Here is a 22,924-nt window from a genome sequence, read left to right as displayed (position 1 = left end):
GTATGCACGAAACCACAATCCTGCTCATCGAGGTCGGTGCGCTGCTGCTCCTGCTCGGCCTGCTCGGCCGGCTGAGCCGTCGCTTCGGCGTGTCGCCCATCCCCCTGTACCTGCTCGCCGGCCTGGCGTTCGGGCACGGTGGTCTGCTGCCGCTCAACGCCAGCGAGGAGTTCTTCGCGGTCGGCGCCGAGATCGGCGTGATCCTGCTGCTGGTCATGCTCGGCCTGGAGTACAGCGCGAACGAGCTGGTGGGCAACCTCCGGTCCGCCGCGCCGGCCGGCCTGATCGACGCGGTGTTCAACGCGCTGCCCGGGTTCGCCTTCGCGCTCCTGCTCGGCTGGGGCTGGGTGGCGGCGGTGGTGCTCGCGGGCGTGACCTGGGTGTCGTCGTCCGGCGTGATCGCGAAGGTGCTCGGCGACCTGGGCCGGGTCGGTAACCGGGAGACCCCGGTGATCCTCTCCGTCCTGGTGATCGAGGACCTGGCGATGGCCCTCTACCTGCCGCTGGTCACCGCGCTGCTCGCCGGGGTCGGCCTGATGAAGGGCGGCATCGCGCTCGCCGTCGCGGTGTTCACCGTGGTCGTGGTGCTGGCCGTGGCGATCCGGTACGGCCACCTGATCTCCGCCGCGCTCTCCGCCAAGGATCCGGAGGCGCTGCTGCTCGGCGTGCTCGGCCTGACCCTGCTGGTCGCCGGTGTCGCGGCCAAGCTCCAGGTGTCGGCGGCGGTCGGCGCGTTCCTGGTGGGCATCGCGCTGTCCGGGCCGGTGGCGCACCACGCCACCGAGCTGCTCTCCCCGCTGCGTGATCTGTTCGCCGCGGTCTTCTTCGTGTTCTTCGGGCTGGTCACCAACCCGTTGGACATGCCGCCGGTGCTGCTGCCCGCGCTGCTGCTCGCAGTGGTGACCATGGCGACGAAGGTGGCCACCGGCTACCTGGCCGCCCGCCGGGCCGGGATCGCCGAGCCCGGACGCTGGCGGGCCGGCCTGGCGCTGACCCCGCGCGGCGAGTTCTCCATCGTCATCGCCGGGCTGGCCGTCGCGGCCGTCTACCCGGTGGAGCCGAAGCTCGCCGCGCTCGCCACCGCGTACGTGTTGATCACGGTGGTGACCGGGCCGCTGCTCGCCCGCCTGCCGGACAGCCCGTGGTTCAAGCAGTGGCTGCGCACCCGCGCCGCCGCCGCACGGCCGCCCGCGCCGCTGCCCCTGGGCACCGGCGACTGACCGGGCCGGGCCGGATCAGCCGCAGGGCAGATCCGGCCCGGCGTTGTCAAATTGATCCCGGGAAGGTCTACCCCTGCTCCGTCCAACCGCGTTAACGTTTCGGCCCAGCAGCCAGGGTCCGCGGGTGGCCTGCGCCCCCGCCAGCGCAAGCGGAAGGTCGGCCGGTGAGCGTGCAGGAAGAGACGTTCCGCGGCTTCGCCAACCCGGTCGATCCCTCGCCCGCCGAGCTTCGGGCGTGGGCCTATCAGCCGGATTCGGTGCCGCTGACCTCGATGCCGCCCGACTGGGATCTGCTGGTCGCCGGTGACCATCTGGTGCAGACGCTGTTCGATCTGGCCATGGATCAGGGCTGCCCGGCGCGGCGGTTCACGCTGCACTGCCTCTACATCTACGCCGCCGACGGCATCCGGACGAACTTCCGCGCCCACCCCAAGCGCCGGTTCCGCAAGCTGGTCGAGCAGGCCGAGAAGTCCGGCGACGACCTGATGCGCAACTGGGCGCACAACAGCCGGGTGCTGCTCGCCCGGCCGGATCTCTTCGTCTACCGGGACTGGTGCGAGGGCGGCCTGGTCCGGGAGAACCGCCGCCTCTGACCACCTCGACCCGCCCACGTCGACCTCGCTGGCCACGTCGACCCGACCGGCCTGGTCGATCATGAACTTGGCGGTGTTTGGTGTCCGGTTTGTCACCGCCAACTTCATGATCGACCGCGAGGGCGGGTGCGTGGTGCCCGCCCGGGAGCAGCCCGACGTCCCGGCCGGCCCTGCAGAACACGAACGGGCCGGGATCCCCCGTGGATCCCGGCCCGCACGTCGGCGGATCGTCTAGGTCGACCCGCCCTGCTTCTTGCGCCGCTCGTCGTCCCGCGCCCGGTCCACGCCGTGGTCCGTCTGGTCGGCGAAGCGCCCTTCCTTGACCTTGTCGCTGAAGCGTCCCTCGGTGACCCGGTCAAACCGCTCGCGCACGTTCTCGGCCACCTTCTCCAGCCGTTCCTCCGCGCGCTCGGCCACCTTCTTCGCCGGTTCCGTCATGACTCCCCCCGCCAGCCCGGAATCCGCTTTGGGGCTTTTGCCCCTACGGAAAAGCCTAGTTGACCCCGCTCTGCCGTACCCCGCTTTCCCCTGACCCGGCCCGCGAACCGCCCGGGGAACGACGAAGGCCGGCGCGGCCCCGGGGGAGCGGGGCGCGCCGGCCTTCAGGTACGGAATCAGCGGTCGGGAGCGCGGCGCGGACGCCAGACGACGAGCGCGGTGGATGTGCGGTTGGTGGGCACGAGGTCGCCGCGGGGGAAGCCACCGAGCGACTCCAGCTCGGCGATCCGCCGGTACGCGGCGTCCAGTTCCGCCTCCAGCCGGGCCACCCGCTGCTGCGCCTCTTCGAGCAGCCGCTCCAACCCGATGATCCGCTTGACCCCGGCCAGGTTGATCCCGTCGTCCTGGCTGAGCCGCTGCACCTCGCGGAGCAGCACCACGTCCCGGACGCTGTACCGGCGACCGCCGCCGGACGCCCGGCCGGCCTGCACCAGGCCCAGCCGGTCGTACTGGCGCAGCGTCTGGGGGTGCATCCCCGCCATCCGCGCGGCCACCGAGATCATCAAGACCTTGGCCTCGTATGCCTGGTCACCCGAGCCGACGTACTCCTCCGACATGCCCGCTCACCTCCGGTGCCGCCGTCAACTGAATCGACGTACCCGCGCGTCGAGATGTTCCCGCGCGGCGGGCGGAGTCTGCGCCGCGAAGGTCTCCAGCGCCGCCCGCGCCTCGTCCGAGACCTTCGCCGGAACCACCACGTCGAGCGTGACCAGCAGGTCACCGGCGCGGCCGTCCTTGCGTACGACGCCCTTGCCGCGGGCACGCAGCACCCGCCCGCTGGGCGTACCCGGTGGCACCCGCAGGGTCACCGTCCCGTCCAGGGTCGGCACGCGCAGGTCCGTGCCGAGAACCGCCTCGGCGTACGTGATCGGGACGTTCAGGGTCAGGTCGTCCCCGATGCGCCCGAACAGCTCGTCCGGGCGGACCTTCACCTGCACGAACAGGTCGCCCGCCGGACCGCCCCGCTCGCCGGGCTCACCTCGGCCGGCCAGGCGGATCCGCTGCCCGTCCGACACCCCGGCGGGGAAGCGGACGTGCAGCGTGCGGGTCTTGGTGACCCCGCCGGTGCCGTGGCACTCCGGGCACTTCTCCTCGACGATCGTGCCGACACCCTGGCAGTTGCGGCACGGCTCGGAGAAACTGAACGACCCCTGGTTGCGGGTGGTCACGCCGGCGCCGTGGCAGACCGGGCAGGCCACCGGCTGGGTGCCGGGCTTCGCGCCGTTGCCGTGGCAGGTGTCGCAGACGCCGGGCGCGCGCAGCGTCAGCGGCAGCGTGACGCCGCGTACCGCGTCTTCGAAATCGAGCGCCACCTCGGTCTCGACGTCCCGGCCGCGGGCCGGGCCGCGCGGACGTGCCGGACCGCCGCCACCTGCACCGCCGGAGAAGATCGAGCTGAACAGGTCGGTGAAGCCGCCGCCGCTGAACCGGCTGTCCCCACCCCCGGCACCGCCGCCGAACAGGTCGGAGACGTCGAACGGCATGCCGCCCGGCTGGCCCGCGCCGCGGGCGTTGCGCCGGAAGGCGCCGGAGCCGAACAGCGAGCGCATCTCGTCGTACTCGCGGCGCTTCTTCTCGTCACCGAGCACCGCGTACGCCTCGGAGACGGTCTTGAACCGCTCCTCGGCACCGGTGTCGCCGGGGTTGTGGTCCGGGTGCGACTCCCGGGCCAACTTGCGGTACGCCTTCTTGATCTCGTCCGAGGAGGCGGACTTGTCCACGCCCAACGCGGCGTAGTAGTCCTTCTCGATCCAGTCCTTGGAACTCACCGGTCCACCCCCTTCCACGGGTCGAACCCCGGTCGTCCCGCCCGCCCGGTGCGGGCGGGCGGGACGTCACGGGTCGGCACTACTCCGGGTCCGCGACCGCGACCATGGCGGGCCGCAGCAGCCGCTCGCCGAGCTGGTAACCACGGCGCATGACCTGTACGCAGGTCGGCTCCGTCACGTCGGCGGAGGTCTGGTGCGCCACCGCCTCGTGCCGGGTCGGGTCGAACGGGTCACCCTGCTCGCCGAACGCGGTCAGGCCGAACTTGGCCAGCGCGCCGGTGAGCTGCTCGGCCACGCTGCCGAACGGGCCCACCAGGTCGCCGTGCTCGCGGGCCCGGTCCAGGTCGTCGAGGATCGGCAGCAGCGCGGTGAGCACCGCCCCGGTGGCCTGCTCCTGCACCAGGTTGCGGTCCCGGTCGACCCGCTTGCGGTAGTTGGCGTACTCCGCAGTCACCCGCTGGAGGTCGCGGGTGCGCTCCTCCAGGTCGGTGCGGAGCGACTCCAGCTCGGCGCCGAGCGGCGTGTCAGTGCCGGTCCCGCCGTTCGGCTCGACGGGCGAGTCGACCACGGTCGGACCGCTGACCTCGGCCTCGCCGCCGATCTCGTCGACCACGACCTCGGCCTCCTCGACCAGCCCTTCGGCGGGCGCGTCGGCGGCCGCGTCGGCCGCCGAGGCGTCGTTCGCCGGCTGCTCGGTCACCTTGCCGAGCTTGCGCTTGTCGCGGATGACGACCCGGGGTTCGTCGCCGGTGTCCTTCCCGGCGCCCGGCGCCGACCCGGTGGCACCCGGGTCGGCCGCTCGTGGCTTGTCCGTCATGCGGTTACCTCATCCCTCTGCCGTGCGAATCGTGTCCGGGACCGGATGTCACTTCTTGTCCTCGTCCACGATCTCCGCGTCGACCACGTCGTCGTCGCCACCGGCCTTCGGGCCACCGGCCGCGCCCGCGCCGGCACCCGGCCCGGCCGCACCTGGTGCGGTCTGCTCGCCCTCCTGCTGCTGGGCGTAGAGCAGCGAGCCCGCCTGCTGGGAGACCTGCGCCAGCTTCTCGTGCGCGGACTTGATCTTCTCGATGTCCTGCCCGCCGAGGGCGCTGCGCAGCTCGCCGAGCGCCTCGTTGAGCTGGTCGCGGTTCTCGCCGGGCAGCTTGTCGCCGCTCTCGGCGAGGAACTTCTCGGTCTGCCACTGGAGCGCCTCGGCCACGTTGCGGGTCTCGGCCTCCTCACGACGACGCTTGTCCTCGTCGGCGTGCTCCTCGGCGTCCCGGCGCATCCGCTCGATGTCGTCCTTCGGCAGCGAGGAGCCGCCGGTGATCGTCATCTTCTGCTCCTTGCCGGTGCCCAGGTCCTTGGCGTGCACGTTCACGATGCCGTTGGCGTCGATGTCGAACGTGACCTCGATCTGCGGCACGCCGCGCGGGGCCGGCGGGAGACCGGTCAGCTCGAAGGTGCCGAGCTTCTTGTTGTAGGCGGCGATGTCCCGCTCGCCCTGGAACACCTGGATCAGCACCGACGGCTGGTTGTCGTCGGCGGTGGTGAACACCTCGGAGCGCTTGGTCGGGATGGTGGTGTTGCGCTCGATCAGCTTGGTGAAGATGCCGCCCTTGGTCTCGATGCCCAGGCTCAGCGGGGTCACGTCGAGCAGCAGGACGTCCTTGACCTCGCCCTTGAGCACACCGGCCTGGAGGGCGGCGCCGACGGCGACGACCTCGTCCGGGTTGACGCCCTTGTTCGGGTCGCGGCCGGTGAGCTGCTTGACCAGGTCGGTCACGGCCGGCATGCGGGTCGAGCCGCCGACCAGGATGACGTGGTCGACGTCGGAGATCTTGATGCCGGCGTCCTTGACGGCCTGCTCGAACGGGCCCTTGCAGCGGTCCAGCAGGTCCTGCGTCATGCGCTGGAACTCGGCGCGGCTGAGCGTCACGTCCAGGTGCAGCGGACCGGCCGAACCGGCGGTGATGTACGGCAGGTTGATGTTGCTGGTGGTGGCGGCGGACAGCTCGATCTTGGCCTTCTCGGCGGCCTCCTTGAGCCGCTGCATGGCCATCTTGTCCTGCGAGAGGTCGATGCCGTGCTCGCCACGGAACGTCTTCACCAGGTGGTCGATGATGCGCTGGTCCCAGTCGTCACCACCGAGCTGGTTGTCACCGCTGGTGGACTTGACCTCCACCACGCCCTCGGCCAGCTCCAGCAGCGACACGTCGAAGGTGCCGCCACCGAGGTCGAAGACCAGGACGGTCTGCTCCTTGGAGCCCTTGTCCAGGCCGTACGCCAGCGCCGCCGCGGTCGGCTCGTTCACGATCCGCAGCACGTTGAAGCCGGCGATCTCACCGGCCTCCTTGGTGGCCTGGCGCTGCCCGTCGTTGAAGTAGGCCGGGACGGTGATCACCGCGTCGGTGATCTGCTCGCCCAGGTACGCCTCGGCATCCCGCTTGAGCTTCATCAGCGTGCGCGCCGAGATCTCCTGCGGGGTGTACTTCTTGCCGTCGATGTCGACGGTCCAGTTGGTGCCGATCTCACGCTTGACCGACCGGATGGTCCGGTCGGGGTTGGTCACCGCCTGGCGCTTGGCGACCTCACCGACGAGCACCTCGCCGTTGCGGGCGAACGCGACGATCGAGGGAGTCGTACGCGAGCCCTCGGCGTTGGCGATGACGGTGGGCTCACCGCCCTCGAGAACGCTGACGCAGGAGTTCGTCGTGCCGAGGTCGATGCCGACCGCACGTGCCATGTTCGCTTCCTCGCTTCGTAACGGGTGAGCAGGTCAGACGGCCTGCCCGGCGGGTCGCCGGTAAGCGACCGCACCACAAGTTGAGTGAACTTGACTCAATAGTGCCACGCGATCGCCAATCCGCAAGTCGGGGTTGAGCCGACCCGGCGCAACCCGACCGTTACTACTGTCCGGTTGTCTTACCTTGCGTCGGTCGGGCACGCTTTAGCGGTGACGACGCATGGCGATTCCGCCACCCGTGCCGGCGCGCCCGCCGTCGCAGCCCGCACCGGGCCCGCCACGGGCGACGATCAGCCTGCTCACGCCGCCGACGGCCTGCCCGCCGCGCTCACCGGCCTGCGCGCGGCAATCGGTGCGGCCCGCTTCCCGCTCACCCTTCCCTCGGCCGAGCCGGCCCGGCACGCCGCCACGAGCCTCACCGACCAGCTCGACGACTACCTGCTGCCCCGGCTGGCCCGGCTCGACGCCCCGCTCCTGGTGGTCGTCGGCGGCTCCACCGGCGCCGGCAAGTCGACACTCGTCAACAGCCTGGTCCAGGCCCGGGTCAGCGCGGCGGGCGTGCTCCGCCCCACCACCCGCTCCCCGGTGCTGGTGTGCAGCCCGGCCGACGCGGCCTGGTTCCGGCAGGGCGAACTGCTGCCCGGCCTGACCCGGACCACCGAGCCCAGCGAGCAGCCGGGCACCCTGCACCTGGTCACCGCGCCGGCGCTGCCGCCCGGCCTGGCCTTCCTCGACGCGCCGGACATCGACTCGGTGGTCGACGCCAACCGGGCGCTCGCCGGTCAGCTGCTCGCCGCCGCCGACCTCTGGCTGTTCGTCACCACCGCCGCCCGGTACGCCGACGCCGTCCCCTGGGAACTGCTCCGCAGCGCCCGCGCCCGGGGCACCGCCGTGGCGATGGTGCTCGACCGGGTGCCCCCGGAGGCAGCCGACGAGGTCGCCGCCCACCTGTCCGAGATGCTCGCCGAGCAGGAGCTGGGCGCCTCGCCGCTGTTCGTGCTACCGGAGACCTGGGTGGACGGGCAAGGGCTGCTGCCGGACCGGATCACCGCGCCGCTGAGCGACTGGTTCGCCCGGCTCGCCGCCGACGCCGAGGCCCGCGCCGCGGTGGTCCGGCAGACACTCGACGGCGCGCTGGCCGCGGTGCACCCGGTCGTCGAAGGGCTGGCCGAGGCCGCCGACGAGCAGGTCACCGCCGCCGACGCGCTGGACGAGCGGGTCCAGGCCGCGTACCGGAGCGCGGAGCGGAGCGTCGACCAGGGGCTCAGGGACGGCCGGCTGCTACGCGGCGAGGTGCTGGCCCGCTGGCAGGAGTTCATCGGCACCGGCGACTTCTTCCGCGGGCTGGAGGCCCGCATCGGGCGCCTGCGCGACCGGGTGGTCGCGGCGGTCACCGGGCGGCCCGCTCCCGCCGCGGAACTGCGTACCGCGATCGAGTCCCAGCTCGTCACGCTGCTGCGCGGGGTGGCCGCCGAGGCGGCGGAGAACGCGTACACCGGCTGGAAGGCGCACCCGGCGGGCGCGGCGCTGCTGGAGCCGGACCTGGCCCACCCCTCGGCCGACCTGCCCGAGCGGGCCGAGCAGCTGGTCCGCGACTGGCAGCGCGGCGTGCTGGAGCTGGTCCGGGTCGAGGGCGGCGACCGGCGGTTCGTGGCCCGCACGGCCGCGTACGCGGTGAACGCCACCGGCCTCGCCGTCATGATCGGCGTGTTCGCCTCCACCGCGTTCATCCCGACCGGGCTGGAGGTCGCCGCGGGCACCGGCACGGCGGTCGCCGGGCAGACCGTGCTCCAGGCGATCTTCGGGGACCAGGCGGTGCGCAACCTGGCCCGCAAGGCCCGCGTCGACCTGCTCGACCGGGTCGGCAAGCTGCTGGCCGAGGAGGCCGAGCGCTACCTGAGCCGTACCGAGGCCGAGCGCCCCGCAGCCAACGCCGGCGCTGCGCTGCGCTGGGCCGCCGTCGAGGTCGAGCGGGCCCGGCACCGCAGCGGCCTGTTCCCGGCCCCCGAGCAGGACGGTCGCCCGTGAGCGCGAGGAGCGAGCCGGTCCTGCGAGCCCCGCAGTCGCGAGCAAGGAACGCACCGTGAGCGCGAGCAAGGACGGCACCGTGGGCAACATCGTGGGACGGATGCGCGAGGCGATGCGGGGCGAGCAGCGGGTCGACCCGGACACCCTGATCGAACGGCTGACCGCGATCCAGCGGTTCCTCGGCGCGGTGGACGGCCACGTGCCCGACGCCCAGCTCGTCGCCGCGCACACGGTGGTCGAGCGCGCCGGTGACCGGCTGGCGCTCTCCGGCCGCCACACGGTGGTCGCGCTCGCCGGCGCGACCGGCAGCGGCAAGTCGAGCCTGTTCAACTCGCTGGCGCGGCTCGACCTGTCGCCGGTGGGCGTACGCCGGCCGACCACCGGTGTGGCGCACGCCTGCGTGTGGGGCCCGCTCGACGGCGCGGTACGGCTGCTCGACTGGGTCGGGGTGCTGCCCCGGCACCGGTTCGTCCGGGAGAGCCCGCTGGACGCCGACGACGAGTCGAACCTGCACGGCCTCGTCCTGCTCGACCTGCCCGACTTCGACTCGGTGCAGCACGGCCACCGGCTGGAGGTCGACCGCCTGCTCGGCCTCGTCGACCTCGTGGTGTGGGTGGTCGACCCGCAGAAGTACGCCGACCGCGTGATCCACACCAGCTACCTGCGGGAGTTCCACAGGCACAAGGACGTCACGGTCGTGGTGCTCAACCAGGCCGACCGGCTGCATCCGACCGAGCTGCCGAAGGTCCTCGACGACCTGCGCCGGCTGCTCGACGCCGACGGGCTGGGCGGGGTGCCGCTGCTGCCGACCGTCGCGGTGGACCCGAACGGGCTGGACGGGCTGCGGGCCGAGCTGGAGCGTACGGTCGCCGAACGGCAGGCCGCGCTGCGCCGGCTCTCCGGCGACGTGGACGCCGTGGTGGCCGATCTCGAACCGCTCGTGGGGCCGGAACCGCCGCGCACCCGGCCCGGTGACGCCTCGGCGCAGGAGCTGACCCGGGCCCTCGCCGGGGCGGCCGGGGTGCCGACAGTGGCGGCGGCGGTCGAGGGCGCGTACCGGCACCGGGCGGTCGGCAACACCGGCTGGCCGATGCTGCGGAGCTGGCGCAAGCTGCGGCCGGATCCGCTGCGCCGGTTGCACCTCTCCGGGCGGGATCCGGACGCGCCGGCGGAGAGCCTGGTCGCGGCGACCTCCGTACCCGATCCGACAGCCGCGCAGCGCTCGGCGCTGACGCTGGCGATCCGCGCGGTGGCCGACCGGTCCGGCGCCGGTCTGCCGGCGCCGTGGCCGGCCGCGGTGACCGCCGCGGCCCGGGCCCGGCAGGCCGACCTGCCGGGCGCGCTCGACCACGCGGTCGCCGCGACCGACCTGGGCATGGACCGGCGGCCCGGCTGGTGGCGGGTGGTGGGCGTGCTCCAGTGGCTGGTCACCCTCGCCGCGCTGGCCGGCCTGGTCTGGCTGCTCCTCGGGTACGCGGTGCGTCTGCTCGGCCTGCCGCCGCTCGAACACCCGACGCTCGGTGTGGTGCCCTGGCCCACGGTCCTGCTGCTCGGTGGCCTGCTGGCCGGGCTGCTCGTCGCGGCGGTCACCCGGCCGGTGGTGGGGTGGGCCGCCCGGCGGGCCCGGCGGCGGGCGGAGGAGCGCCTGCTCACCTCGGTGGGCAGCGTCGGGGAGAAGTACGTGCTGGACCCGGTCTGGGCGGTGCTGGCGCGCTACGGCACGGCCCGGGACGCGCTGCGCGAGGCGGGACGGCGCTGAACCCGGCGTGCTGACCGGTGTGGGGGCGGCCGGTGCGGCGTAGGGTCGATGCATGGCCACGCCACAGACCCCCTACGACGCGGTGCTGCACGCCGCGCGCGACGTGACGAGGCTCGACTCGGCCCTGGACGCGGAGATGCTCGGCGCGGCGTTGCTGGGCAGCGTCTACGCCGTCGCGGAGCACGACCGGGAGCGGGCCGTCCGCGAGTTCGTCAGCGGCTTCCTCGCCGCCACGTCCCGGCGCCGCAGCGCCGCCGCGACCACACTGCGGGCCGTCTTCGCCGCCCTGGTGCCCGACGCCGAGGGCGCCGCCCGGGTCCGGCCCGGCGCGTACGCCCCGTCGTGGGCCGGCCAGCTCGGCCGGGTGCGCGTCACCGGCGCCTGGGCCTACGGCGACGTGTACGGCGACCAGACCTCCTACCTCGCCACGTTCGCGTACGACGACGAGGAGGAAGGCGGCCCGGAGCACGCCCTGGTGGCGCTCGTCGACCACAACATCGGCATCACCAAGGACGTCTTCGTCGGCGGCCCGGCCGGACGGATCGTGGAGCAGGCCCGGGAGATCTGCACCGAGGACGAGTTCACCTGGTTCCGCACCGAGGACCCGGCCCGGATGCACGCCGAGGTGAGCCGCCACCTGGCGGTCACCGACGACCTCACCGAGCTGCCCGCACAGGGCTCGCTCGCCACCGACCGGGCGCTCGTGGGCGCCCGGCTGGCCGTACTCCCGGGGCCGACCCCGCCGGCCGGTCCGGCGGTCGTGCCGCCGCCCACCGACGAGGAGCGCACCCGCCTGGTGCGCGCCTTCCTCGACTCACCCGAGGCGGCCCGGTTCGGGCTGCCCGAGGTGGCCGACGGCGAGCTGGCCTCGCTGCACTTCTGCCTCGGCCTGCTACTCGACCACGCGGCCAGCTTCCCGGATGCCGACCCGATGCGGTGGAGCCCGATGGTCGCGGAGCTGTTCCTGCTCGACTGGGTGCACCGCCGGGCCGTGCTGGACATGGACGACGCGGCGATGCTGCCCCGGGTGCTGCGCGCCTGGGCGGCGTACGCGGCCCGGCAGCGTGGACTGTCACAGTCGGCCGCCGCCCGGACGGATGAGGCGATCACCGAGATGGTCCCGGAGTTCGCGCGGCTCTACAGCACCGGCGAGCGGCGCAGCCCGGCCACCGCGGCGGTGGCCCAGCTCATGGCGGACGGGGTGGACCCGGACGACCCGGAGGCGCTGAACGCCTGGATCGAGGCGAACCGCCACCGCCTCACCGACGACCCGGCCTAGGCACTCGCGCCCCGCATTGATTCGGCACCACCTCGTCGAGGTGGCGGCATCCGACCGGCCAGAACCACACCACCACGCCGAGCTGGTGCCGATCATGCAAGACCGACCCCGATCACCTCGCCCCCTCGGTGATCCACACCATCTCGGCGAGGTGGCTGCATCGCGCCGACCGAAACCACACCACCACGCCGTAATGGTGTCGATCATGTGGCCTGCACCCTCCAGACCACCCCGCCCAACACCAGGGAAATGAACCCGGGATCTCGTTGATCCACACCACCTCGGCGAAGTGGCGGCATTGGGCTGGCCGGAACCACACCACCACGCCGTAGTGGTATCGATCATGCGCCTGCCATGCCCTGACCACCCCGGCCCGACACGAGTGGGGCATGGCCCGGACCTCCTTGATCCACACCACCTCGGCGAAGTGGCGGCATTGGGCCGGCCGGAACCACACCACCACGCCGTGATGGTGTCGATCATGTGGCCTGCCGTCCCCTGACCGCACCGCTCGACACGAGGGGCACGAACCCGGACACCGTTGATCCACACCATCTCGGCGAGGTGGCTGCATCGGGCCGGTCGGGACCGCACCACCACGCCGGAGTGGTGTGGATCATGAGGTGTGGGAGACCGACGGGCTGGCCGGGTCGGACGGAACAGACGTGGCGGACGGCCCGGCGGAACCCGACGGATCGGCGGGACCGGACGGGTCGGCGGGACCGGACGGGTCGGCGGGACCGGACGGGTCGGCGGGACCGGACGGATCCGATGGGCTGGACGGGTCGGACGAACCTGCCGAGGGTGTCGGCTCGGCGGTCGTGACCGACGGCTCGGGGCTCGGGCTCGGGCTCGGCTCGGGCGTCGGCGTGGCCGGGTCCGACGGCGAGTGCGACGGCGACGGTGAGGGCACCGGCGACGGGCGCGGCGGGCGGACCGGGGTGGGCCGGACCGGCGCGGCCGGCGGCGGGGGCGCGGCGACCGGGCGGGACCGGTGCCGGGAGCCGAGGTCGCTGTCGTCGGGCAGGGCCGGTGCCGCCGGGAGCACCGGCCGCGCCGGGGGCACCGATGTCACGTCGACGGCGGGCGTGGGCGTGGACGGCGCCGGGGCCTGGGTGCCCTGGGGCATCGGGATGACCACCGGGCCGACCGAGGGGGTCGGCAGGAACGGCGTGCTGGTGTCGGGGAGGGCGCTGTTGCCGACGGTGGCCGACCCGGTGCTGATCGCGGCGAGGATCGGCATCGACGCGGTGCCGGCGAGCAACGCCACGGTGAGCAGGTAGCCGCGGCTGGGACCGCCCGTTCCGGGGGCGCGGTGCGCGCCCACGACCCGGCGGTACGGGGAGGCGGGCAGCGCCCGGTGCCGGCCGAGGAAGGGCGTACCGGGCGGACCCTCTGGTTCGGACACCGGCACACTCCTCACGCACGGACGGACGAAGAGCACGCGCGGATATTCGGACAAATGCCGCGCAACAGCTCACCGCAAGCTTGACCCAGTGACGCTCAGTTCACCAGCCGCAACCGCGTGTCGACACACATTTTGTACGTCGGCCGCACCCGCCACTGCGGACAAAAGCGCCTATCCGTCGTGAACCCGATCGAACCTCACCGGCGAGGGAGGCCATACTGTGGGCCCGCTCACCTCCTCTGCAATCATTCAGACACGACGGCAACGCAGCCGCCACCTCCGCGTACCCCGCGGCTGGTGCGGAACGGCGCCGGCGCTCCCGGGCCTGGGTCTGTCCCCGACCGACTCCGGCTCACGCCGCGCGGCAACCCCTACCGGGGTCAGGCGCGGTCGCCAGGGACCGACCCGGCACCAGCCGGGCGGGCGCACGAGGTGCTCGGCTCGGGTAACCCCCGGCGCCGGCGCAGACAGACAGGGAGAGACGGATGGCAAAGGGCGACCCCGGGGCCGCCACCCGCAGCAAGCGGGCCGCACCCCGCACCAGGCGCGCCGCCGCGACCGGTGAACCGGAACTCGTACAACTGCTCACCCCCGAGGGTGAGCGGATCGAGAGCGCGCTCGGCCCGGACGGGACCGAGTACCGCGTCGACTTCACCGACGAGGAGTACCGCGGGCTGTACCGCGACCTCGTGCTGGTCCGCAAGCTGGACGCCGAGGCCACCGCTCTGCAGCGCCAGGGCGAGCTGGGACTGTGGGCCAGCCTGCTGGGCCAGGAGGCCGCGCAGGTCGGCTCCGGCCGGGCGCTGCGTACGCAGGACATGGCCTTCCCGACCTACCGCGAGCACGGCGTGCTCTACTGCCGCGGCATCGACCCGATCATGCCGCTGGGCCTGTTCCGCGGCGTCGACCAGGGCGGCTGGGATCCGAACGAGTTCAAGTTCAACATGTACACGATCGTGATCGGGGCTCAGACCCTGCACGCGACCGGGTACGCCATGGGTGTCGCCATGGACGGCAAGACCGGCGGCGAGGACGGCGAGGCGGTCATCGCCTACTTCGGCGACGGCGCCACCAGCCAGGGCGACGTCAACGAGTCGTTCGTCTGGGCCAGCGTCTTCAACGCCCCGCTGGTGTTCTTCTGCCAGAACAACCAGTACGCCATCTCCGAGCCGCTGGAGCGGCAGACCCGCGTGCCGCTGTACCGGCGGGCCGGCGGGTTCGGCTTCCCCGGCGTCCGGGTGGACGGCAACGACGTGCTCGCGTCGTACGCGGTGACCCGGCACGCGCTGGACAACGCGCGCAACGGCCAGGGCCCGAGCCTGATCGAGGCGTACACCTACCGGATGGGCGCGCACACCACCTCCGACGACCCGACCCGCTACCGCATCGCCAGCGAGGTCGAGGCGTGGCAGGCGAAGGACCCGATCGCCCGGATGAAGGCGTTCCTGACCAAGCAGAAGATCGCCGACGAGTCGTTCTTCACCGCTGTCGACGAGCAGGCCCGCACCGAGTCGGTGCACCTGCGCGAGCGCGTGCTCGCCATGCCCGACCCGCAGCCGGTGACCATGTTCGACCACGTCTACCCCAACGGCTCTCCCGAACTGGACGAGCAGCGGGCCCGGTTCGCGCAGTACATGGAGTCCTTCGAGGGGAGCGCGCACTGATGGCCACGGAGACGCTCACCCTCGGCAAGGCGCTCAACACCGGCCTGCGGCGGGCCCTGGAGAACGACCCCAAGGTCGTCATCATGGGCGAGGACGTCGGCAAGCTCGGCGGCGTGTTCCGGATCACCGACGGCCTCCAGAAGGACTTCGGCGACCAGCGCGTGATCGACACCCCGCTGGCCGAGTCCGGCATCATCGGCACCGCCGTCGGCCTGGCCATCCGCGGCTTCCGGCCGGTCTGCGAGATCCAGTTCGACGGCTTCGTCTACCCCGCGTACGACCAGATCGTGTCGCAGGTGGCGAAGATGCACTACCGCTCGCAGGGCAAGGTGCGGATCCCGATGGTCATCCGCATCCCGTTCGGCGGCGGCATCGGCGCTGTCGAGCACCACTCCGAGTCGCCCGAGGCGTACTTCGCGCACACCGCCGGTCTCAAGGTGGTGAGCTGCGCGAACCCGCAGGACGCGTACGTGATGATCCAGCAGGCGATCGCGTCGGACGACCCGATCGTGTTCCTGGAGCCGAAGCGGCGCTACTGGGAGAAGGGTCCGGTGGACCTGGACGCGCCGATCGCCGACGCGTACCCGCTGCACTCGGCCCGGGTCGCGCGGCCCGGCACCGACGCGACGGTCCTGGCGTACGGCCCGATGGTCCGCACCGCGCTCGACGCGGCCACCGCCGCCGCCGAGGACGGCCGCGAGCTGGAGGTCATCGACCTGCGGACGATCTCGCCGCTGGACCTGACCGCCGCGTACGAGTCGGTGCGGCGCACCGGCCGCTGCGTGGTCGTGCACGAGGCCCCGGGCAACCTGGGTCTCGGGTCGGAGATCGCGGCCCGGATCACCGAGGAGTGCTTCTACTCCCTGGAGTCCCCGGTGCTGCGGGTGACCGGCTTCGACACCCCCTACCCGGCCGCCCGGGTGGAGGAGGAGTACCTGCCCGACCTGGACCGGGTGCTCGACGCCGTCGACCGCACGTTCGGCTGGTGAGCGGCATGTCCCGGATCAAGGAGTTCAACCTTCCCGACCTGGGCGAGGGCCTGACCGAGGGCGAGATCCTCGCCTGGCTGGTCAAGGTCGGCGACGACATCGAGCTGAACCAGCCGATCGTCGAGGTGGAGACCGCCAAGGCGGCGGTCGAGATCCCGGCGAAGTGGGCCGGCCGGGTGCAGGCGATCTTCCACCCGGAGGGGTCGACGGTCGAGGTCGGCGTACCGATCATCGCGATCGACACCGATCCGAACGCCGGGCCGATCGAGGAGTCGACGACCGCGACCCCGGCGTCGGACCTGCCCGCCCCGTCGGCCGCGTCGCTTGCAGCGGTCCAGGTCGCGCCGGCCGAGGGCATGGTCGAGCCGGGCCTGATCGGTGGTGTGGCCCCGGGTGGGCGTACCGCCGTGCTGGTCGGCTACGGCCCGCGCAACGCCCCGGCCAAGCGCCGCCCCCGCAAGGGCGACGCGCCGGCCGCGGCACCGGTTCAGGCCGCCGCCCCGGTGGCACCCGCGCCTGTCGCTCCCGCGCCGGTGGCGCCCGCTCCGGCGCCGGCGCCGGCGGTCAACGGCAACGGCCGGGTCTCCGGCCCGGTTCTGGCCAAGCCGCCGGTCCGCAAGCTGGCGAAGGATCTCGGCATCGACCTGGCCACGCTCACCGGCTCGGGTCCGCTCGGCTCGATCACCCGTGAGGACGTACAGCGGGCGGCGAGCGCGACCCCGGCGGCGGCCGAGCCGCTGACGGTCGCGGCGCCTGCCGCGTCGGCCGCGAGCTTCGGCGCGGACCGCGAGCAGCGCATCCCGGTCAAGGGGGTACGCAAGCTCACCGCGGAGAACATGGCCCGCTCGGCGTTCACCGCCCCGCACGTGACGGAGTTCCTGACCGTCGACGTGACCCGGGCGATGAAGGCGCTGGACCGGCTGCGTGAACGGCGCGAGTGGCGGGACGTGCGGGTCTCGCCGCTGCTGCTGGTCGCCAAGGCGGTGCTCCTGGCCGTCAAGCGGCACCCGATGGTCAACTCGACCTGGGCCGGCGACGAGATCGTGGTGAAGGAGTACGTCAACCTCGGCATCGCGGCGGCCACCGAGCGCGGCCTGATCGTGCCGAACATCAAGGACGCCGGGCGGCTCTCGCTGCGCGAGCTGGCGGACGCGATGACGGAACTGGTGCAGACCGCGAAGTCGGGCAAGACGTCCCCGGCGGACATGTCCGGCGGCACGCTCACCATCACCAACGTCGGCGTCTTCGGCGTCGACACCGGTACGCCCATCCTGCCCCCGGGTGAGTCGGCGATCCTCGCCTTCGGCGCGGTACGGGAGCAGCCGTGGGTGCACAAGGGCAAGGTGAAGCCGCGCCTGGTGACCACGCTGGGCCTGTCCTTCGACCACCGGATCATCGACGGTGAGCTGGGTTCGAAGTTCCTCCGCGACATCGGGGACTTCCTGGCCGACCCGGAGGCGGCGCTGCTCGCCTGGACCTGACGCACCACCGCTCCGGTCACGGCCGGTGTGCCACGGGTGAACGCCCGGCACACCGGCCGTGACTTTTTTGGGAACGGATTCGTCGGATCTGAGGGTGTGAACACCTACGATCCGTAGGTACGTGGTTCAGCTCACCTAATAATCGATGGCGGCGGCCGTTCCGGTGCGCTTAAATAGAGACATCAAGGGGCTGACAACCGAATAGCCAGGAGGAGAGACCCGAGATGAGCATGATCGAGCGAATCCGCACCCGCCGCGACGCCAACCGCCGCGCCCGCGCCATCGAGCACGCGCTGCGCTCCGCCAACTCGCCCGCGGTCCGCGAGGAGCTTCTCGCCATCGCCCAGCGTCACATGAGCTGACGCCATCGACCTTTCTCACCTCCTCCAGTCCGAAGACCCGCCCGGCACCGGGCGGGTCTTCGGCGTATCGGTGTCGGTCGGCACCGGGATTCCACCTCGCTCCACCGCCCGGTACGGTTGGCACGGTCGCCAACCGGCTGACTCCGGACGGACGCGGGACAACGAAACCCATCGACGTCGTCCGGTGACTTTCGGTGACCGCTGATGCTCCCCCGGGCGGCCCCGGGCGACCACCGGATACGGTGCGGGGAGCCCGCACGGCCGGTACCCGCCGGCGACGCCGGCAGCCGTGCCGACGGTTCCCCCGACCGGCATCGGCGGCCGACCTGTGATGGAGGAGGCGCACCCATGACGTCCGAGGCTCCGCACCGCCCCGGCCAGGAGCCGGGCGAGGTGTCGCCGGGCACCGGCGGACCGGTGCCGTACGGCGATCAGCCGGCGCAGCAGGACAACGGGTACAACGGCGCACCCGACCTCGGCTGGGCACCGCCCCCGCCGGCCGGTCGGCCCGCGCAGCCGGCCCCGGCCTGGGCCGCGAACGACGACCAGCCACCCGCGTGGGCCCCGCCCGCCGGGCAGCCGGTGACCGGGCGGGCGACCGCCCAGGTCCCGCAGCCCGCCTGGGGCGGCAACGACCAGGGCAACCCCGCCTGGGCCGGTTCCGGTGGCCCCTCCTGGGGCAACCAGGAGCAGTCCGGCCCTGATCGCGGCGCCGAGCAGGCGCCGCCCGCCTGGGCCGCCACGCCGCCGGGCAGCCCGGCCGAGCCGTCGCAGGCCCCCTGGGCCGCCGAGCAGAACCGACCCGGGTGGGGCTCCGGCGAGCAGCCGGGCTGGTCGCCGTCCGGTGACCCGGCCGCCCGCGGCACCGGTTACGTGCCCGCCCCGGCCACCGTGCCGAACGAGACCTGGGTCACGCCCGCCCCCGCTGACGACCCGCACCGCTCCGGCGGCTTCGCGCCCACCGGCGGGCAGCACGAGGACGCCTCCGGTCGCGCCGGTGGCTGGGCCGCCGCACAGCAGCAGGACGACCCGAACCGCTCCGGCGGCTGGAACCCGCGCGACGAGCAGCCCGCCGCGTCCGACGACCCGAACCGCTCGGGCGGCTGGAACCCGCGGGAGAGCCAGCCGGCCTGGGCGCCGGGTCAGCAGACCGGTGCCACCTGGCCGCCGGCCGACCCGCCCGCCCGTGCCGCCGCCGCGGTCTCCGTGCCGGGCGCCGCCCGGCCGGACAACGCCTGGTCCACTCCGGAGCAGTCCGATCAGGACAACCGCTCCGTCGAGGACAGCGGCGGCTGGCGGGCGACCGGTGGGCCGCAGCACGACGAGGGACAGCGTTCCGGCGGCTGGCCCGCCCCGCAGGCCGAGAACCGGTCCGGCGGCTGGGACGAGCCGGCCCGCACCGAGGACCCGGACCGCTCCGGCGGCTGGGCCGCCGGACGCGCCGCGAGCCCCGCCGAGGCGGCACAGCCGGGCGGCTGGGAGCCGAACCAGAGCCGGCAGGCCGGCGGCTGGGGTGACGGCACCGCCGTACCGCAGCAGCGTGACTCCGGTGAGCAGGCCGGTGCCTGGAGCGGCGCGGCCTCCGTACCGCAGCAGCACGAGCCCGCGCGGCCGTCGGACGAGCCCGCGCAGCCCGGCTGGGGCGCCGCCGCGCAGGCCGAGGCCCGCGCGAGCGTGTCCGTGCCGTCGCCCGACGCGCCCGCCGGCTGGGGCGGCAACCAGGACGAGCGTCCGGCCGCACCGTCGCCCGAGCCGTGGTCGCCGGCCGAGGCGTGGGGCCGGTCCGAGGACTCCGCCCCGGCCTACCAGCCGGCCCCCGCGCCGGGCATCTCCCCCGGCAACGCGGTGCCGCTGCCGGCACAGCAGCAGCGGGTGCCGGGCGCCGCGCTGGCCGCGTCGTCGCCCGCCGACCACCCGGGCCCCGAACCCCAGGGGTACGAGCCGGAGCGCGGCGACGGCGGCTGGAACCCGTCCCGCCCGGAGGAGCCGCAGTCGCCAGCCGTTCCCGGACCGCGTACCTCCCCGGAGGGCGGCCCGGTCTCGGCGAGCGCGTCGGTCCCGGTGGCCAGCCGGGTCACCCCGCCGTCCGACCAGCCGCTGCCGACCAGTGGCCCGGCGCCGCAACCCCGGGTGTACGGGCGGCCCGCCCGCCCGGAGCCCGACGAGGCTCCCGAGCAGGACGAGTCCGGGTTCCCCGGCCAGGACGGGCCGCACGGCAACGGCTTCCCCGGCCCGCAGTCGCGGTCCGAGGACGCCGACGGCCCGCACGGGTATGCGGGCGCGCCCTCCTCGCCCGCCGCGCCGCCGGCGTTCCCGGTCGGCGTGCCGTCCTTCGTGGACACGCCCGGCAACACCCGTCCCGCCAACGGCGTGCACCCGGGAGGCGAGCAGCCCGACGCCGCCCGTGACCCGTTCGGCGGCCCGCAGAGCCCGTACGGCGCTCCCGGCGGCCAGGACGCGTTCGGCGGCCCGGGTGGGCGGCCTGACCCGTTCGGCGCCCCGGGCGGCCAGCAGGATGCTTTCGGCGGCCCCGGCCAGCAGGACCCGTTCGGCGGTCCGGGCGGGCAGCAGGCGCCGTTCGGCAGCCCGGCCGGCCGACCCGAGCCGTTCGGCGAGCAGGACCGGTTCGGCCCGTCGGCCGGGGGACGCGCCTCGGTCGCGGTGCCCGGCCAGGGCCCGGCTGGCGGCGGCAACGCCTTCCCGCCGCCGCCCCAGCAGGCCCCGCCGGCCTGGTCGCAGGACGGGCCCGGCACCGAGCCGGAGCAGGGCCGCTTCGACGCGTTCAAGCCGGACGCCGCCGAGTCGCAGACCGAGGCGCCCCCGCCGAAGGTGCGCAACGGCCGGGTGCTCGCCGCCGTGCTGATCGCGGCGGTACTCATCCTCGCCGTACCGCTGGGTCTGCTCACGCTGCTCGGCAAGGTCGGCGACGACAAGTCGGCCGGCTTCGACCCGGCGGTCGGCTCCTGCGTGAAGCAGTCCGGCACGAGCGCCGTGGCCGCCGACTGCGGTGAGCCGGGAGCGTTCAGCGTGGTGTCGAAGGTGGACAACAAGGACAAGTGCGCCGATCTGGCGCAGCCGTCGGTCTCGGTCGAGAGCGGCGGGACCACCCGGGTGCTCTGCCTGAAGCCCGCCGGCCAGTAACCGCACGTACGCGGAGCGTCCATCCCTCACCGGGGTGGGCGCTCCGCGCCGTTCCGGTGTGCGTCTGTTCACCCCGGGATCGCCGGGAGCACGCCCGGCCGGTGCGGCACGATGGAGGCATGAGCGCACGCGTACGGGCACCGGAACTGCGGGGTCGGGCCTGGCTGAACACCGGCGGCAAGGCCGTCACGCTGGCCGACCTGCGCGGCAAGATCGTCCTGCTCGATTTCTGGACGTTCTGCTGCATCAACTGCCTGCACGTGCTCGACGAGCTGCGTCCGCTCGAAGACAAGTACGGCGACGTCCTGGTCGTGATCGGCGTGCACTCGCCGAAGTTCGAGCACGAGAAGGACCCGGCGGCGCTGGCCGCGGCCGTCGAGCGCTACGGCGTGCACCACCCGGTGCTCGACGACGCCGAGATGGACATGTGGCAGCAGTACGCGGCCAAGGCGTGGCCGACGCTCGCCGTGGTCGACCCCGAGGGGTACGTGGTCGCCACCATGGCCGGCGAGGGGCACGCCGAAGGGCTGGCCCGGCTGATCGACGAACTGATCGCCGGCCACGAGGCGAAGGGCACCCTGCACCGGGGCGAGGGCCCGTACGTGCCGCCGGCCGAGCCGGACACCGTCCTGCGGTTCCCCGGCAAGGCGCTGCCGCTCGACGGCGGGAACCTGCTGGTCAGCGACTCGGCCCGGCACTCACTGGTCGAGCTGGCCGCCGACGGCGAGACGGTGGTCCGCCGCATCGGCGCCGGCTCCCGGGGCCGCACCGACGGCCCGGCCCCCGCCGCCACGTTCGCCGAGCCGCAGGGGCTCTGCCTGCTGCCGCCGCACGTCGCAGAGGTGGCCGGCTACGACGTGGTCGTCGCGGACACGGTCAACCACCTGCTGCGCGGCGTACGGCTGTCCTCCGGCGAGGTGGTCACGGTGGCCGGCACCGGACGGCAGTGGCGCTCGACTGTCGACGACCACGCGCACGACGCCCGCGCTGTCGACCTCTCCTCCCCCTGGGACGTGGCCTGGTACGACGACCGGGTGGTCGTGGCGATGGCCGGTATCCACCAGCTCTGGTGGTTCGACCCGATCAAGCGGACCGCCGGCATGTACGCCGGGACCACTGTCGAGGCGCTGCGCGACGGCCCGCTGCCGGACGTGTGGATGGCCCAGCCGTCCGGGCTGTCGGTCTCGGCCGACGGCGCCCGCCTCTGGGTGGCCGACAGCGAGACCAGCGCGATCCGGTGGGTCTCCGACGGCGAGATGCACACCGCCGTCGGTCAGGGCCTGTTCGACTTCGGGCACGTCGACGGCCCGGCCGACCAGGCGTTGCTCCAGCACCCGCTGGGCGTGTGCGCGCTGCCCGACGGCTCGGTGCTGATCGCGGACACGTACAACGGGGCGGTTCGCCGCTTCGACCCGGAGACCGGCCAGGTGGGCACCGTGGCGGACGGGCTGGCCGAGCCGAGCGACCTGGTGCTCACCGGCGAGGGCGACGTGCTCGTGGTCGAGTCGGCCGCGCACCGGCTGACCCGGCTGGCGCCGGGCGCGCTGACCTCTGCCGGGGCGAGCACGGTGGACGGCCCCCGGCACCGGCTGGAACGCAAGCCGACCGACGTGGCGGCCGGGGAGCTGACCCTGGACGTGATCTTCACGCCGGCGCCGGGGCAGAAGCTCGACGAGACGTACGGGCCGTCCACCCGGCTCGTGATCTCGGCGTCCCCGCCGGAGCTGCTGGTCGAGGGTGCCGGCACGACCACCGACCTGTCCCGCAAGCTGGTGGTCAGCGGCGACGTGGCGCAGGGCGTGCTCCAGGTGACCGCCCAGGCGGCGACCTGCGACGCCGACGTCGAGCACGCGGCCTGCCACCTGACCCGGCAGGACTGGGGCGTGCCGGTCCGGGTGGTCACCGGTGGCGCGACCCGCGTGCCGCTGGTCCTGCGGGGCATGGACGAGTCCTGACGGTGCGTGTTAAGAAGGGCCCCTTCCTCTACCGGAGGCGTTAAGAGGGG

Annotated in this window: 17 protein-coding genes; 11 read left to right on the top strand and 6 right to left on the bottom strand. The window is 73.6% G+C overall.

The window, feature by feature from the left end; translation table 11 throughout:
- The first annotated feature begins 2 nt into the window (after window positions 1-2).
- A complete protein-coding gene (locus FB454_RS11160; protein WP_013283370.1) occupies window positions 3-1,220 on the top strand; it encodes a cation:proton antiporter in 1,218 nt (405 codons plus the stop codon).
- 164 nt (window positions 1,221-1,384) lie between these two features.
- The gene (locus FB454_RS11155) at window positions 1,385-1,813 is read left to right on the top strand and encodes a hypothetical protein (RefSeq protein ID WP_013473407.1); all 429 of its coding nucleotides are present in this window, start codon (window positions 1,385-1,387) and stop codon (window positions 1,811-1,813) included.
- 231 nt (window positions 1,814-2,044) lie between these two features.
- On the opposite strand, the gene FB454_RS11150 is transcribed toward FB454_RS11155, so the two are convergent.
- The 5 genes from FB454_RS11150 to dnaK all read right to left on the bottom strand — a co-directional run bounded on the left by FB454_RS11150 (window position 2,045) and on the right by dnaK (window position 6,808).
- Window positions 2,045-2,251, bottom strand: coding sequence for a hypothetical protein (locus tag FB454_RS11150; protein ID WP_013283368.1), 207 nt, complete (start codon window positions 2,249-2,251; stop codon window positions 2,045-2,047).
- A 176-nt stretch (window positions 2,252-2,427) separates the two neighbouring features.
- Window positions 2,428-2,868: a heat shock protein transcriptional repressor HspR gene (locus FB454_RS11145; protein ID WP_013283367.1), complete on the bottom strand. Its 441-nt coding sequence runs from the start codon at window positions 2,866-2,868 to the stop codon at window positions 2,428-2,430.
- Window positions 2,869-2,892: 24 nt separating this feature from the next.
- Window positions 2,893-4,080: a molecular chaperone DnaJ gene (dnaJ, locus tag FB454_RS11140; protein ID WP_145822908.1), complete on the bottom strand. Its 1,188-nt coding sequence runs from the start codon at window positions 4,078-4,080 to the stop codon at window positions 2,893-2,895.
- 79 nt (window positions 4,081-4,159) lie between these two features.
- Window positions 4,160-4,897, bottom strand: a complete 738-nt coding sequence (gene grpE / locus FB454_RS11135; RefSeq protein ID WP_135242698.1) for a nucleotide exchange factor GrpE — start codon at window positions 4,895-4,897, stop codon at window positions 4,160-4,162.
- 48 nt (window positions 4,898-4,945) lie between these two features.
- On the bottom strand, window positions 4,946-6,808 hold the full coding sequence (dnaK, locus tag FB454_RS11130; RefSeq protein WP_013473404.1) for a molecular chaperone DnaK: 1,863 nt from the start codon (window positions 6,806-6,808) through the stop codon (window positions 4,946-4,948).
- Window positions 6,809-7,018: 210 nt separating this feature from the next.
- Between dnaK and FB454_RS11125 the strand changes: the two genes are divergently transcribed.
- From FB454_RS11125 to FB454_RS11115, 3 genes are read left to right on the top strand one after another with little or no spacing between them, the layout of a single operon-like run.
- A complete protein-coding gene (locus FB454_RS11125) occupies window positions 7,019-8,836 on the top strand; it encodes a P-loop NTPase family protein (protein WP_145822907.1) in 1,818 nt (605 codons plus the stop codon).
- Window positions 8,837-8,891: 55 nt separating this feature from the next.
- Window positions 8,892-10,595, top strand: a complete 1,704-nt coding sequence (locus FB454_RS11120) for a GTPase (protein ID WP_145822906.1) — start codon at window positions 8,892-8,894, stop codon at window positions 10,593-10,595.
- A 52-nt stretch (window positions 10,596-10,647) separates the two neighbouring features.
- Window positions 10,648-11,874, top strand: a complete 1,227-nt coding sequence (locus FB454_RS11115; RefSeq protein WP_013283361.1) for a hypothetical protein — start codon at window positions 10,648-10,650, stop codon at window positions 11,872-11,874.
- 616 nt (window positions 11,875-12,490) lie between these two features.
- Here the strand turns inward: FB454_RS11115 and FB454_RS34845 are convergent.
- Window positions 12,491-13,282 carry a hypothetical protein gene (locus FB454_RS34845; protein ID WP_186461579.1) on the bottom strand — a complete coding sequence of 264 codons (792 nt, stop codon included), beginning with the start codon at window positions 13,280-13,282 and terminating at the stop codon, window positions 12,491-12,493.
- A 485-nt stretch (window positions 13,283-13,767) separates the two neighbouring features.
- Between FB454_RS34845 and pdhA the strand changes: the two genes are divergently transcribed.
- From pdhA to FB454_RS11085, 6 genes are all read left to right on the top strand, one after another.
- A complete protein-coding gene (pdhA, locus tag FB454_RS11105) occupies window positions 13,768-14,946 on the top strand; it encodes a pyruvate dehydrogenase (acetyl-transferring) E1 component subunit alpha (protein ID WP_145822905.1) in 1,179 nt (392 codons plus the stop codon).
- Window positions 14,946-15,935, top strand: coding sequence for an alpha-ketoacid dehydrogenase subunit beta (locus FB454_RS11100; protein WP_030269708.1), 990 nt, complete (start codon window positions 14,946-14,948; stop codon window positions 15,933-15,935). Before pdhA ends, FB454_RS11100 begins: the two co-directional genes overlap by 1 nt.
- Window positions 15,936-15,940: 5 nt before the next feature.
- Complete coding sequence (locus FB454_RS11095) at window positions 15,941-17,416, top strand: dihydrolipoamide acetyltransferase family protein (RefSeq protein ID WP_145822991.1); 1,476 nt, start codon at window positions 15,941-15,943, stop codon at window positions 17,414-17,416.
- Between the two features lie 224 nt (window positions 17,417-17,640).
- Window positions 17,641-17,778, top strand: a complete 138-nt coding sequence (locus FB454_RS34840; protein WP_013283356.1) for a hypothetical protein — start codon at window positions 17,641-17,643, stop codon at window positions 17,776-17,778.
- A gap of 348 nt (window positions 17,779-18,126) precedes the next feature.
- Window positions 18,127-20,919, top strand: coding sequence for an LppU/SCO3897 family protein (locus FB454_RS11090; RefSeq protein ID WP_145822904.1), 2,793 nt, complete (start codon window positions 18,127-18,129; stop codon window positions 20,917-20,919).
- A gap of 119 nt (window positions 20,920-21,038) precedes the next feature.
- Window positions 21,039-22,874, top strand: coding sequence for an NHL domain-containing thioredoxin family protein (locus FB454_RS11085; RefSeq protein WP_145822903.1), 1,836 nt, complete (start codon window positions 21,039-21,041; stop codon window positions 22,872-22,874).
- Window positions 22,875-22,924 lie beyond the last annotated feature (50 nt).

Source organism: Micromonospora sp. CNZ297, assembly GCF_007827625.1.
Note: the sequence above shows the minus strand (reverse complement) of the source record. Positions and strands in the feature narration are given on the sequence as shown.

Bases quoted from the DNA above. Each gene is read 5' to 3' on its own strand.
- pdhA (WP_145822905.1), top strand. From the start codon at position 13,768: ATGGCAAAGGGCGACCCCGGGGCCGCCACCCGCAGCAAGCGGGCCGCA.
- FB454_RS11115 (WP_013283361.1), top strand. From the start codon at position 10,648: ATGGCCACGCCACAGACCCCCTACGACGCGGTGCTGCACGCCGCGCGC.
- FB454_RS11160 (WP_013283370.1), top strand. From the start codon at position 3: ATGCACGAAACCACAATCCTGCTCATCGAGGTCGGTGCGCTGCTGCTC.
- FB454_RS11100 (WP_030269708.1), top strand. From the start codon at position 14,946: ATGGCCACGGAGACGCTCACCCTCGGCAAGGCGCTCAACACCGGCCTG.
- dnaK (WP_013473404.1), bottom strand. From the start codon at position 6,808: ATGGCACGTGCGGTCGGCATCGACCTCGGCACGACGAACTCCTGCGTC.
- FB454_RS11150 (WP_013283368.1), bottom strand. From the start codon at position 2,251: ATGACGGAACCGGCGAAGAAGGTGGCCGAGCGCGCGGAGGAACGGCTG.
- FB454_RS11085 (WP_145822903.1), top strand. From the start codon at position 21,039: ATGAGCGCACGCGTACGGGCACCGGAACTGCGGGGTCGGGCCTGGCTG.
- FB454_RS11145 (WP_013283367.1), bottom strand. From the start codon at position 2,868: ATGTCGGAGGAGTACGTCGGCTCGGGTGACCAGGCATACGAGGCCAAG.
- FB454_RS11090 (WP_145822904.1), top strand. From the start codon at position 18,127: ATGACGTCCGAGGCTCCGCACCGCCCCGGCCAGGAGCCGGGCGAGGTG.
- grpE (WP_135242698.1), bottom strand. From the start codon at position 4,897: ATGACGGACAAGCCACGAGCGGCCGACCCGGGTGCCACCGGGTCGGCG.
- FB454_RS11095 (WP_145822991.1), top strand. From the start codon at position 15,941: ATGTCCCGGATCAAGGAGTTCAACCTTCCCGACCTGGGCGAGGGCCTG.
- FB454_RS34840 (WP_013283356.1), top strand. From the start codon at position 17,641: ATGAGCATGATCGAGCGAATCCGCACCCGCCGCGACGCCAACCGCCGC.